Source organism: Pseudomonas sp. MEJ086 (genome assembly GCF_030209025.1).
Lineage (GTDB): Bacteria > Pseudomonadota > Gammaproteobacteria > Pseudomonadales > Pseudomonadaceae > Aquipseudomonas > Aquipseudomonas fulva_A.
This window is the reverse complement of sequence record NZ_JARVSV010000044.1, coordinates 20,429-32,788: the sequence shown is the minus strand read 5'-3', so window position 1 is coordinate 32,788 and position 12,360 is coordinate 20,429. Positions and strand designations below refer to the sequence as shown.

Below are 12,360 nucleotides of genomic sequence, written 5' to 3'. Positions count from 1 at the left end.
TCGAGCTCAAGGCTTGAGCTCGATCTTCTGGGTCTTGTCGCCTTCGATCAGGTCGAAGTAATACAAGCGGCCGGCCTTGCGCTCGAACGTGCGCACGCTGTTGGGCAGCACGTGATACTTGCTCGGTACCTCGCACTGCTTGCCGTCGCTGGAGCAGTCATTGAAGTTGTCGAGCACCACGCTGCTGTTGCCGTCGTTGCGGACCAGAAAGCGTTCGGCCTGGCGCTCGATCTGCGTGGCGTAGCGGGGGTGCTGGGGGCGTACGAAAAGCAGGCTGCCGTAACCGGCGAGGATGTTGACGCCTGCGGAAAGGCTTTCCCGGTACTGGTCGCTTTCTGCCTGGGAGAGGCCGAAACCATCGTCCTGCTGCGGCAGCACGGGCTCGAAACGCAGGCGGAAATAACGCTCCTTGTCTCGCTCGCCGGTGTAGAGAATGCGCATCGCCTGCATCCCCCCGGCTGGCACGATCAGGCGTGCCGGGCTGGCGACCAGAACGCGGGTTTCCACGCTGGAGCCATTGGCGATGCTGACCGGCACTTCCCTGGCCTTGCCGGAGGCGTCATAGATCAGCTCTGCAACGCTCACCCGCACGAACGCACTGGCATCGCCACTGTTGCGCACCCGTTTGAGCAGCGTGCTCTTGCTGCCGTCCAGGTAGTCGTACATGGCACCGATATTGATGTCGGCACCCGCGTGGGCAAGCGAGGGCAGGGTGAGCAGCGCTGCGAGTAGAAGTCGTTTCATAGCCTGTGCCAGTGAGTAAATGGGTGAACCTGCCGAGTCGCCATCAGGGCCGGGCGGGCTGAAGAAGTGAGGCAATTATTCGTTCTGGCAGGGTCTGCGACTGTCGGGCGCAGCCTGGCGGGCTGTAGGAAATTTCCTAGGCTGCCGTGCGTGCGGCGGGAATGGCTGGCCCGGCCCTGGTGTAGGCGCGTGCGCTGCAGGGGCGCTGGGAAAGCGACCCTGCGGGGTTGGGTTGTTGGGGAGGGGGGCGTATCGCCGCGGGGGGCTGCTGAGCCAGCCGTGCGGTGGCGCTGCAGCGGATGACTGCTCGCAGGCCACCGATAACAGGCAGGTCATCAGGGGGTAAAACGTGAGGAGGGAGGATGCAATACCGTTCTGTGGTTCCTATCACGGCGTTGGTTGAGCACGAGGTGGCTGCGCACCACACGCGCGGTGCGTGATCAGACGGGCAGGTATCCGGAGATGCTCAGCCAGTGCAGGAGGTCGGGGCCACTCATGGGCCTGGCGAACCAGTAACCCTGACCGATGCTGCACCCCAGCTCGATCAGGTGGCGACGTTGCTCGGCCGTTTCCACGCCCTCGATCACCAGGCTCATGTCCAGCCAGTCCGCCAGTTCCTGCGTGCTGCCGATGATCGCGGCGCTGTAGGGATCCGTGCCGAGGCCGCTGATGAAATGGCCCGGCAACTTGATCTGGTCGAACGGCAGGTCATGCAGCCGTTGCAGCGAAGAAAACCCGGTGCCGAAATCATCGATGGCCAGGCCGCAGCCCATCAGCCTCAAGCGCAACAGATTTTCCAGGCTGCTTGCCGGCGCCTTGATCAGACCCTGCTCGGTTATCTCGAAGTGCACGCCCTTGGCGCTCGAGCCATAGCGATTCACGGTCCGTTCGATCCGCTCGTACAACTGCGGCGAATTCAGTTGCGAAGGGTTCAGGTTGAACGCCAGCTCCAGGGGCAACTGCCGCTTCGCCAGCTCGCTGCGCAGCCGCAGCCCTTGTTCGAACAGCTGGATGAACAACTGGTCGAGCAGGCCGCAGCTCTCGATCATGGGCAGAAAACGGTCCGGGGAGAGCAGGCCGCGCTCGGGGTGGGCCCAGCGTGCCAGTACCTCGGCTCCCATCAGCTCACGGCTGTCGAGCATGAACTTGGGTTGGAAGTGCGGTTGGAATTCGCCATTGCGCAGGCCACGTTCGATCTCGCGCAGGCTCGGCAGTTCGCATACCTCGGGTAGCCCGGGAAACGGTTGCGCCTGGCTGGCGCGGTAGCGTTCGAGCAGCGCCTGCAGGGTATCCAGTGGCAGCGGCTTGCCCAGGTCGCCGAGCACCTCGAGGCCGAGCAGTTCGACCATGCGCAGCGTGGCGCGACGCACAGGCTCCTCGCTTCCGCTATACAGCATGACCGCCTTGACCAGGCCTGCCTGGCTGGCATGGCGCAGGAATGCCAGGCCGTCCATGCCAGGCATGCGCAAATCGCACAGCACGATATCGGCCGGGCCGTGCTGGCCAAGCAGCCTCAGCCCTGCATTGCCATCGGCGGCGTCGAGTATGTGGCCGACGCCCAACTGCGTCATGGCACTGACCGCGACCGAGCGTTGGAACGGGTGGTCTTCCAGAATAAGCACGCACAGGTCTCGCATCTGCCTGGCTCCCGAGTTGATAAGGCGAGCCAGTCTGGCGCCGGGTGCGCGGGCGCAGAGCAGGACGCTGCCTAACGACCTGTAGGAAATATCCTTTGTCGTGCGCGCAGGGCTCGTCTGCCATTGCGTAAAGTGCCGCTATCTTTCAGCATGGGTGACGGAGCATTCGCCCCGTGTACTGGGCAGTTTCGGGCCTTGGCGGATAAATGAGAGGTCGTATGAAAACAGTGCTCATCGTCGACGACCATCCGGTGATCCGCCTGGCAGTTCGCCTGCTGCTGGAACGCGATGGTTTCCAGATCGTCGGCGAAACCGACAATGGCGTGGATGCTCTGCAACTGGCTCGTGAGTTCGCCCCGGATCTGGTGGTGCTGGATATCGGCATCCCTCGGCTGGATGGTCTGGAAGTCATCGCCCGCCTGGATTCGCTTGGCCTGCCACTGCGCGTACTGGTACTCAGTGCCCAGCCCAGCAACCTGTTCGCGCTGCGTTGCCTGCAGGCGGGGGCGGCGGGCTTCGTCTGCAAGCAGGAAGACCTGGGCGAACTGCTCGGCGCAGCGAAAGCGGTGCTGGCCGGTTATAGCTACTTTCCCAAGGACGCCCTGACGACGGTTCGCCACCGAGATGCCCTGGCCAGCGACCAGGAACGCATCGACAGCCTCTCGGACCGCGAAATGATGGTGCTGCAACAGCTGGCCAGCGGCCTGAGCAACAAGCAGATTGGCGACAGCATGCTGCTGAGCAACAAGACCATCAGCACCTACAAGACACGCCTGATGCAGAAACTGAACGCCACGTCGCTGGTGGAACTCATCGAATTCGCCAAACGCAACAGGCTGACATGACGAGCGGGGCGTCGTGTGCCTGGCTCGCTCGGGCGCTGTGCGGTTTGTACCTATGGGTGGCCGGGGCGGTTGCCCTCGCCGTCGAGGTACAGCCGGATACCTTGCAGCTGCTCGGGCGTTCCCAGGCCGAAGTGCAGGATATCCAGCTCGACGAAGCCGACTGGCGCTGGCTGCGCCTCAGGCACGAGCTTCGTCTGGGCGTTTCGGCGCCGGACTACCCACCCTTCGACATCAGCGACAGTGGTCGCGACTACGAAGGACTGACGGCCGACTACGCGGACCTGATTGCGCAACTGCTCGATACCCGCATCAGTGTGCGGCGCTACCCCAACCGAACCGCGGCTCTGGAGGCCCTCAGCGCAGGGGAGATCGACCTGCTGGGCAGCTCCAACCAGTTCGAGGTGGAAACGGCGGGTGTCGCCCTCAGCGTCGCCTATTGCGACGACCAGTCCGTGCTGATCAGCCGTATCGGCGAGTCGCATACGGCGCAGACGCTCGCCGGCCGCAAACTCGCCGTGGGCTACGACTACCTGCCGCTGTCACGTATCGAGGCACGTTATCCGGGCGCCATCGTCGAGCGCTACGCTGCCGAGGAACAGGCCATGGCAGCCGTAGCCTTCGGCCAGGCCGACGCCATGTTCAGCAACGCCAACGTGGCGCAGTACCTGATCCAGCAGAACTACTCCAACAGCGTGCGCATCGCCCAACTGGGGCAGCAGGAAGCCATCGGTTATGGCTTCGCACTGCGCCCCGATGACCTTGTGCTCAGGCGGATCGTCGATACCGCTCTGGCAGCGATCCCCCTCGATCAGCGCCAGAGCATCCAGAAACGCTGGAGCGGCGGGCAGTCGCTGAACACCGGCGGCCTGCGCCTCAGTGCGGCCGAGCAGCGCTGGCTAGCGCGCAATCCGGTGGTGCGGGTGGCGGTAGACAGTGGCCTGGCGCCGCTGTCCTATGTCGACATCGACGGTCACTATCGCGGCAGCACCGCCGATCTGCTGGCCCTGATCGAGTTGCGCAGCGGGCTGAAGTTCGATATTCAGCGCAAGGTCGGTATCGGCGAACTGCTGCGGGCGGTACGCGACGGCAAGGCGGATATGCTGGCTGATTCCACGCCCGACGCCGAGCGTGAGGAATACCTGCGCTTCAGTCGCCCTTATCTGGTCAACCCCTTCGTTCTGGTCACCCGCAAGCAAGCGCAGGCGTTGGACGGCCTGGCCTCGCTTAACGGCAGGAAGCTGGCGATCCCGAGGGGGCACACGCTGCTCGGCGAGTTGCGCCGCAATTACCCGCAGATCGAACTGCTGCAGACCGGTAGCGCTCTGGAGGGGTTCACGCTGGTCCGCGACGGTGTGGCGGACGCCACCGTACATGCCCTGAGCAGTGCGAACTACTACATCCGGCGCATGTACGACGAGCAATTGCGCGTTGCCGCCGCTATCGACTTGAAACCCTCCCAGGCTGCCTTCGCCGTGCGCAGGAGCGAAACCGAGTTGCAAGGCATCCTCGACAAGGTGCTGCTCGACATTCCGCCAGACGAGCTCAATGCGCTCAACAACCGCTGGCGTACCAATGCCGTGGTCTCCACCCAGTCCTGGCGAGACTACCGCGACCTGATCTATCAGATAGTCGCCGTCGCCGTGCTCCTGCTGCTGGTCTCGCTGGTATGGAATTTCTACCTGCGCCGGCAGATCAAGCAGCGCCTGCTGGCCAAGCAGCACCTGGCCGATCAGTTGCGTTTCATGGAGGTGCTGATCAACGGAACGCCTCATCCCATCTATGTGCGCGACCGAGCCGGGCGCATGTTGATCTGCAACGACAGCTACCTGCAGGCCTTTGCCGTCGAGCGCGAAGCCGTGATCGGCAAGACCCTCGCCGACAGCCTGCCAGCCGGCCTGGATACCGACAAGGGCGACACCTACCTGGATGATTATCGCTGGGTCATGGATAACGGGCTGGCGCTGATCCAGGACCGCGAGCTGCGCATCGGCACGCGCATGCTGACCATCTATCACTGGTTGTTGCCCTACCAGGACAGCCATGGCGACGTGCAGGGCATCATCGGCGGCTGGCTGGACATCAGCGAGCGGCAGGCCATGCTGGAAGAGCTGCAAAGTGCCAGAGAGCGGGCCGATGAAGCCAATCGCATCAAGAGCACCTTCCTCGCCACCATGAGCCACGAAATCCGCACGCCGATGAGTGCAGTGCTCGGCATGCTGGAATTGGCTCTCAAGCATGCCGAGCAAGGCCAACTCGATCGCCAGGCCATCGAGGTCGCCTATGAATCGGCGAAGGACATGCTGGCACTGATCGGCGACATCCTCGACATCGCCCGCATCGAGTCAGGGCGTCTTGGCCTGGCTCCCGAGCGCGCCAACCTGCGGGTGCTGGTGGAATCGGTCGCCCGGGTATTCGATGGCGTGGCGCGGCAGAAGAACATCGGCCTGCTGCTGGATATCGATGCCAGCGTGAGCCGCGAGGTGCTGATCGACCCGTTGCGTTTCAAGCAGGTGCTGTCCAACCTGATCAGTAACGCCATCAAGTTCACCGACGCTGGTCAGGTAAGCGTGCACATCCACGGTCAGGCCGTTGGCGAGGAGCGCATAGCGGTCCAGTTGCTCGTGGAGGACACCGGCATCGGCATTTCCAGCGTCGATCAGGCACGCCTGTTCCAGCCGTTCGCCCAGGCCCGCCAGAATGGTCTGAGCAGCCGCCACGGCGCAGGCCTGGGGTTGGTCATCTGTCGCTCGCTGTGCGAGATGATGGGCGGCAGGCTGACATTGAGCAGTACACCGGGCCAGGGCACCAGGGTCGAAGTCGAGCTGAACCTGGCCACCCTGGAGCCCGCTGCGCTGGACACGCAACCTGTCCGTGAGGAAGTGCCAACTGCGCGCAGTCATCTACGGGTGCTGGTGGTCGATGACCATGCCGCCAACCGTCTGCTGCTCTGCCAGCAATTGGCGTTCTACGGGCATGAGGTCAGCGAGGCCAGTGATGGCGCATCGGGGCTGGCGGCCTGGAGCGGCGGACACTTCGACCTGCTGATCAGCGACTGCAACATGCCGGTGATGAGCGGCTACGCGTTGGCCCGCGCCATCCGCAGCGAAGAACAGGCGCAGGGTCTGCCGCCCTGCAGCATTCTCGGTTACACCGCTAATGCTCAGCCGGATGAGCGCCAGCGTTGCCTCGACAGCGGCATGAATGACTGCCTGTTCAAGCCGATCAGCCTGGTCGCGCTGGGCGAGCGCCTTGCGTCGATTCGCGCCATCGACCGTGCTGCAGAGGCGGAGCAGGGCTTCGCCGAAGCCTTCGACCCGAGCGCTCTGGATACCTTGACCGGAGGGGATCCGGCGCTCGCCCGCCGTTTGCTCGACGAGTTGTGGTCGAGCACCACCGAAGATCTACGGACGCTGCAGGAACTGGCGGCCACGGAGGACCGCGATGCCCTGGCCGAGCTGGCGCATCGCATCAAGGGGGCCGCACGTATCGTCAGCGCGCAGCCGCTGGTGCAACGCTGCGAAGCACTGGAGAACGCTTGTCGACTGGAGCCCGCCGAAGCACCCTTGCACCCGGCCATCCAGGCGCTGGCCAGCGAGATGCAATCGCTGTGCGGAGCGCTTGAGCGACACGCTGCTACAGGGGGCGGTGGCCCCCTGTAATCAGTTCAGGGCACAGTCGCAAACCGCTGTCTGTCAGGCCTTTTCCAGATCCGAAGCCTGGTGTCGCTCGGGCACTTGCTCGGCTTCGTCGCCCCAGGTGCGGTTGACCCGCTTGCCACGCTGGACCGCGTCGCGTTTGGCAATTTCATCGGCCCAGCGCAGCAGGTGCGGGTATTCATGAACGGCGAGGAATTCGGCCGCCGAATACACGTTGTTCCTCACCAGCTCGCCGTACCAGGGCCACACGGCGATATCGGCGATGGTGTAGGTGTCGCCCGCCAGGTAGCGGTTCTCGGCGAGCCGCTGGTTGAGGACGTCGAGCTGACGCTTGGCCTCCATGGTGAAGCGGTTGATCGCGTACTCGAATTTTTCCGGCGCATAAGCATAGAAGTGCCCGAAGCCGCCACCCAGGTAGGGCGCCGAGCCCATTTGCCAGAACAGCCAGTTGAGGGTTTCGGTACGGCCTGCCGGGTCCCTGGGCAGGAACTCGCCGAATTTTTCCGCCAGGTAGAGCAGGATCGAGCCGGACTCGAACACGCGGATGGGGGTATCCGTACTCTGGTCGAGCAGTGCGGGAATCTTCGAGTTGGGGTTGACCCCCACGAAGCCGCTGGAGAACTGGTCGCCTTCGGAGATGCGGATCAGCCAGGCATCGTACTCGGCGCCGCCGTGGCCCAGTGCGAGCAGCTCCTCGAGCAGGATGGTCACCTTCACACCGTTCGGCGTGGCGAGCGAATACAGCTGCAGCGGGTGCTTGCCGACCGGCAGCGCCTTGTCGTGGGTCGCGCCGGCAACGGGCCGGTTGATCCTGGAGAACTGGCCACCGGAAGCCTCGAGGTGCTTCCAGACCTTTGGCGGTACGTAGGTAGATTGGGTCATCGATTCCTCCCTGTCACTGTCATGAGCAATGCATTCGACGCCAAGGCTATCCGGATTGCGCCCGGTATTCGAATGCGTTTCGTGCATGTCGATCATCGAGTCGACTGATGTTTCTTACCAGGGGCCGGGTGATCGCAGATCAGCCTGTGACCCTATCTCGAAAGGCGCTTCCCGGCCGCACCCGGCTCGCACGGCGGCGTTATGGTTTACAGCGCTTGTAAAGTTACGAGCATTGCCGCCGATAGATTTTATGAAATGTTTGGTTACGTTCGCCGGGCGCGACACGTCTCGACGAGTGACTCCCGTCCAGCGTTGGTGGAGCGCTTTTATGAAGCAAACCGAGTCCAGGCGGCATGTGCACTAACACGGTAGCTGCGTTACGCATTTGCCTGTTCTGCCTCCAGCAATCTTTGGTTGCAACTTTATTTATGGGTTAGATGTCACAGTGATATCAGAGTGATGGCTTTTGGCTATTTCTCGCGGTCGGCCGTTTACAAGAGGCTCGTCAAAGTGGCCACAGAAGCCACGTTACCCCCGAGAAACGGATTGTTCTCACCCCAAAAACATTCAAATCGACCCGTTCGGGCTCTGAGAACCTTATGAACATTCTTGCTCCTGCCATACATATAACGAGCCGGCTCCGTTTCCCGGCAAAATTCGTACTGCTCGCTGTGATAGTCCTGATTCCTTTGACTCTGCTTGGCGTACGAGTCCTCGACCAGCTCAACAACAGCATCGATGGGATCCGTGCCGAGCAGGTCGGTCAGCGCTATCTAATGGATGTCACCCCCGTCCTTCGATTGTCGATGTTGCAACGGGCGCTCACCAACCGACTGTTGAGCGGTGATCAGACGGCTCAGGCCGACCTGGCGGCCAACCAGACGAAGCTGCAGGATGCGTTCTCGAAACTGGAAATCACGGACAGGCAGCTCAACGCGACTCTGGAAACCGGCGACCGCGTACAGCGCCTGCGTTCGGGCGTGCAGCAACTGATCGAGCGGGCCAAAGGCAGTCCCGACCAGGCACAGATGTTCGATGCCTGGAACGATCAGCTCTCCCAAACACTTAATTTCGTCTATCTAGTCAGCGCCACTTCCGGAATGGTGCTGGATGAAGACTATGCCTCGCTGTTCATGATCGATCAGAGCACCTTGCGATTGCCGCGACAGATCAACGTCGTCGGCCAGCTTCGTGGTCTGGCTAGCGGCCTGCGTGAGGGGCAGCCCTTGACCGATGGCACGCGCGCTTCGCTGAGCGCGCTACTCAAGCAGGAAAGCCAGATCCGCCAGGATCTCCAGCAGAGCCTTGGCCTGTTGCGTCGTAGAGAGCCCGCGCTAGCCGACAAGATTCAGTCGCCGGTATCCAGCTCCCTTCAGGCGCTGGATGGCTTCCGTGCCGACCTCGACATGCTGCTCGACTCGACGCGTGAAACCATGAATGGCACACAAGGTTTGGCGGCCAAGGGCAATGCCGTGGTAGCCGACTTGTACAAGGCTCAGGACGTCCTCCAGGACGAGCTGCTGGCCGCGCTGGATCGAAGGGTTCATGACCGGGAAGCCGAGAGGCTTTTCATCCTGGGTATGTTCATCTTCATGGGGTTGCTGCTGGTATACGCCTTCTGCGGCATCTACGGCTCGATGCGCAGAGCCATCGGTGACGTGTTGAGTGCCACGCGTCTCATCGCCCAGGGCGATCTTACTGCTCGCGTTCAGGTGCGGGGCAAGGATGAAATGGCGGATGTGGGCACGGGCCTCAATCACATGGTGCAGGCGTTCGGTACTTCGCTGGCCCAGGTCGAGCGAAGCTCGCAGATGGTATCGGATGCAGCCCAGCGCCTGGGCCTGTCCATCGATCGTGCGAAGCAATCGATGAACGCGCAGCAAGGGGAAACCGAGCAAGTCGCCACCGCGATCAACGAGATGACCGCAAGTGTTGCCGACGTGGCACAGAACACCGAGGGTGCTGCGCGCGCGGCCGGACAGGCGAGTCAGGCTTCGGCCCACGGTCTTGAGGTCATGGCGGGCACCCGCATGACCATCGAAGCCCTGGCCAGCGAGGTCGATCTCAGCGCGCAAAAGGTCTCGGCCCTTGCCGTGCACAGTCAGGAAATCGGCGGGGTCATTGAAGTCATCCGCAACATCGCGGATCAAACCAACTTGCTGGCCTTGAACGCAGCGATTGAAGCAGCCCGTGCCGGTGAGCAGGGGCGTGGCTTTGCCGTGGTTGCCGATGAGGTTCGAACGCTGGCATCGCGTACGCAGGGCTCGACCGAAGAGATCCGCCGAATCATCCAGGAGCTGCAGCTCGCGATGTCGGCCGCCGTGGAGCAAATGAAGACGGGCAAAAACAGAGCGCAGGAGTGTGTGCTGTCTGCCGATCAGGCATCAACTAGCCTGGGAGCGATCAACGATGAGGTCGAGCGAATCGTCGGCATGAATACGCAGATTGCCAGCGCAGCCGTGCAGCAGCATGCCGTAGCGGAGGACATCAACCGTAACGTCACCGAAATCCGTAATGGCAGCGTCGTGTTGATCGAGGGGATAGAGGAGAACGCCCTTACCGCTGATGAGCTCTCGCAGCTGGCAGGCGAGCTGCGAACGGTAGTCTCCCGGTTCAAAATCTAACCAGGTCGTTCCGGGGCTCCGCGGCATCTAGGCCTGCCGCGGTTGCTCAGTGCAAGCAACTGTTTGCAGCAGGCCGCTAATCGTTCGCTAACTGATCGGCAAGAAACTCGACCATCGCCCGCACTCGGCGGCTTGGGTTGCTGGTCGCCGTCACGGCGTACAGGTCGACGTGGGGCAGGGCGAAGTCGTCCAGAGCCGTTTCCAGCGCGCCGCTTTCCAACTCCCTGCGCACCTCCCAGCGATTCTTGATCATGATTCCGTAGCCCTGCATGGCCCAACTACGCAGCACGCCACCGTCGTTGGCGATGCGGTTGCCGCTGACGCGGATCGAGGCCGTCTTGCCGTCGACCAAGAAGGGCCAGGTGGAGAAAGCCACGCCCGGGCGGTGCAGCAGTAAGCAGTTGTGCTCGACCAATTGCTCGGGGTGCTCCGGCTTGCCCCTGGACTGCCAATAGCCAGGTGTCGCGCAGATGATTCTTTGGCTGCGAATCAGCCCCCGAGACACCAGGTTCGAGTCCACCAGCGGGCCGTTGCGTAGGGCTATGTCCAGGTTGTTTTCGATGAAGTCGACCACTCCATCGCTCAACAGCAAGGTGACCTGGATATCGGGGTGCAGCTCCATGAACCGGTCAATGATGGGAACCAGTTTCAGGCGCCCGAAATCACTGGTTGCGGTGATGCGTATTGGTCCTCTCAGCGAACATTCCGGACGTATGGAGTCGATGGAGTTGCTCCAGTCAATGAGCAGTCGCCTGGCGTTGGCCAGGAACTGTTCACCCTCGTGGGTGAACGTCAGCTTGCGTGTGGAGCGGATGATCAGTGGCGTACCTGTCTGCTCCTCCAATTGCTGCAGGGCCAGTGTGACCGTCGAGCTCGCTACCGAGTTTCGACGGGCGGCGGCGCTCAGGTTGCCGGTTTCGGCGATGCTGACGAACAGGCGTAGTGCGTCGAACGTGTCCATCCCGGTAAGCCTCGAAGAAAGGAGGGAAGTGCAAGACCATAGTTCGAGTATCTCGAAAAGTCATCTTGAGTCTGCCCCGGTTATCGAGAGGGGCAAAATGCGCCAGCATGAAACCCATCAACTGGATCAGGAGTTTCAGCAATGAATATCGATTTTAGCGGTCGCCATGTTCTGGTCACCGGGTCCACCAGCGGCATCGGCTTTGCCGCCGCCAAAGGCTTTCTCGCGGCAGGTGCGCGGGTGGTCATCAATGGGCGCAGCGAGGCGAGCGTGCAGGCCGCCCTGCAGCGCCTGGGGCCATTGGCGGCCAATGCCGTGGGCTTCGCTGCCGACCTGAGCCATGACGAAGGCTGCCAGCAACTGCTGGCCGAACATCCGAGTTTCGATGTGGTGGTCAACAACCTCGGCATCTTCAACCCGCAGGATTTCTTCGAAACACCGGATAGCGAATGGCAGCGTTTCTTCGACACCAACGTGATGTCAGGCGTGCGCGTTTCCAGGGCTTACGCGCCCGGGATGGTGGAGCGCCAATGGGGCCGCATCGTGTTCGTTTCATCGGAGTCGGCCCTGAACATTCCCGCTGACATGATCCATTACGGCTTCAGCAAAACCGCGCAGTTGGCCGTGGCCAGAGGCTTGGCCAAACGCCTGGCGGGCACCGGGGTGACGGTCAACTCCGTGCTGCCCGGCCCCACGCTCTCGGAAGGTGTCGCCGAGATGCTCGAGCCGGCGGTGCAACGCTCGGGCGAGAGCCTGGAGAAGGTGGCGGCGGACTTCGTCGTCGCCCATCGCGGCTCCTCGATCATCCGCCGAGCATCCAGCGTCGATGAGGTGGCCAACATGATCATCTACGTCAGCTCGGAACAGGCTTCGGCCACCACCGGTGCGGCGCTGCGCGTGGATGGTGGTGTCGTCGACAGCATCGTCTGACGCCAAGCAAGCGCGTTCCCCTTCACGTCAATCGAGAGCCGACGCTGCCCGATCCGGGGCGGCGCTGTCTCGCCCGGAGTT

At 62.4% G+C, this 12,360-nt stretch carries 8 protein-coding genes; 4 read left to right on the top strand and 4 right to left on the bottom strand.

Translation table 11 applies throughout. The features are described 5' to 3' along the window. Positions 1 to 6 precede the first annotated feature (6 nt). Positions 7 to 744: a pilus assembly protein gene (locus QRN22_RS24375; RefSeq protein ID WP_042552086.1), complete on the bottom strand. Its 738-nt coding sequence runs from the start codon at positions 742 to 744 to the stop codon at positions 7 to 9. Positions 745 to 1,184: 440 nt separating this feature from the next. Continuing rightward, positions 1,185 to 2,381 (bottom strand): EAL domain-containing response regulator, encoded by a 1,197-nt coding sequence (locus QRN22_RS24370; protein ID WP_042552087.1) that lies wholly within the window; start codon positions 2,379 to 2,381, stop codon positions 1,185 to 1,187. A gap of 218 nt (positions 2,382 to 2,599) precedes the next feature. Here QRN22_RS24370 and QRN22_RS24365 point away from each other — a divergent pair, with 218 nt between their 5' ends. Together QRN22_RS24365 and QRN22_RS24360 are read left to right on the top strand one after the other, a co-directional pair. After that, positions 2,600 to 3,226: a response regulator gene (locus QRN22_RS24365; RefSeq protein ID WP_042552088.1), complete on the top strand. Its 627-nt coding sequence runs from the start codon at positions 2,600 to 2,602 to the stop codon at positions 3,224 to 3,226. Between the two features lie 44 nt (positions 3,227 to 3,270). Beyond that, positions 3,271 to 6,885: a transporter substrate-binding domain-containing protein gene (locus tag QRN22_RS24360; RefSeq protein ID WP_052493742.1), complete on the top strand. Its 3,615-nt coding sequence runs from the start codon at positions 3,271 to 3,273 to the stop codon at positions 6,883 to 6,885. A gap of 33 nt (positions 6,886 to 6,918) precedes the next feature. On the opposite strand, the gene yghU is transcribed toward QRN22_RS24360, so the two are convergent. After that, positions 6,919 to 7,764, bottom strand: coding sequence for a glutathione-dependent disulfide-bond oxidoreductase (gene yghU, locus QRN22_RS24355; protein WP_042552089.1), 846 nt, complete (start codon positions 7,762 to 7,764; stop codon positions 6,919 to 6,921). Positions 7,765 to 8,363: 599 nt separating this feature from the next. Here yghU and QRN22_RS24350 point away from each other — a divergent pair. Next, a complete protein-coding gene (locus QRN22_RS24350) occupies positions 8,364 to 10,388 on the top strand; it encodes a methyl-accepting chemotaxis protein (protein WP_042552090.1) in 2,025 nt (674 codons plus the stop codon). Between the two features lie 76 nt (positions 10,389 to 10,464). Here the strand turns inward: QRN22_RS24350 and QRN22_RS24345 are convergent, their stop codons facing one another. Continuing rightward, the gene (locus tag QRN22_RS24345; protein ID WP_042552091.1) at positions 10,465 to 11,349 is read right to left on the bottom strand and encodes a LysR family transcriptional regulator; all 885 of its coding nucleotides are present in this window, start codon (positions 11,347 to 11,349) and stop codon (positions 10,465 to 10,467) included. 141 nt (positions 11,350 to 11,490) lie between these two features. Between QRN22_RS24345 and QRN22_RS24340 the strand changes: the two genes are divergently transcribed. After that, on the top strand, positions 11,491 to 12,279 hold the full coding sequence (locus tag QRN22_RS24340; RefSeq protein ID WP_042552092.1) for an SDR family NAD(P)-dependent oxidoreductase: 789 nt from the start codon (positions 11,491 to 11,493) through the stop codon (positions 12,277 to 12,279). Positions 12,280 to 12,360: the final 81 nt, after the last annotated feature.

What these genes read in the sequence shown, in the direction of transcription:
- QRN22_RS24375 (WP_042552086.1), bottom strand. Translation starts at nt 744, where the DNA reads ATGAAACGACTTCTACTCGCAGCGCTGCTCACCCTGCCCTCGCTTGCC.
- QRN22_RS24370 (WP_042552087.1), bottom strand. Translation starts at nt 2,381, where the DNA reads ATGCGAGACCTGTGCGTGCTTATTCTGGAAGACCACCCGTTCCAACGC.
- QRN22_RS24365 (WP_042552088.1), top strand. Translation starts at nt 2,600, where the DNA reads ATGAAAACAGTGCTCATCGTCGACGACCATCCGGTGATCCGCCTGGCA.
- yghU (WP_042552089.1), bottom strand. Translation starts at nt 7,764, where the DNA reads ATGACCCAATCTACCTACGTACCGCCAAAGGTCTGGAAGCACCTCGAG.
- QRN22_RS24350 (WP_042552090.1), top strand. Translation starts at nt 8,364, where the DNA reads ATGAACATTCTTGCTCCTGCCATACATATAACGAGCCGGCTCCGTTTC.
- QRN22_RS24345 (WP_042552091.1), bottom strand. Translation starts at nt 11,349, where the DNA reads ATGGACACGTTCGACGCACTACGCCTGTTCGTCAGCATCGCCGAAACC.
- QRN22_RS24340 (WP_042552092.1), top strand. Translation starts at nt 11,491, where the DNA reads ATGAATATCGATTTTAGCGGTCGCCATGTTCTGGTCACCGGGTCCACC.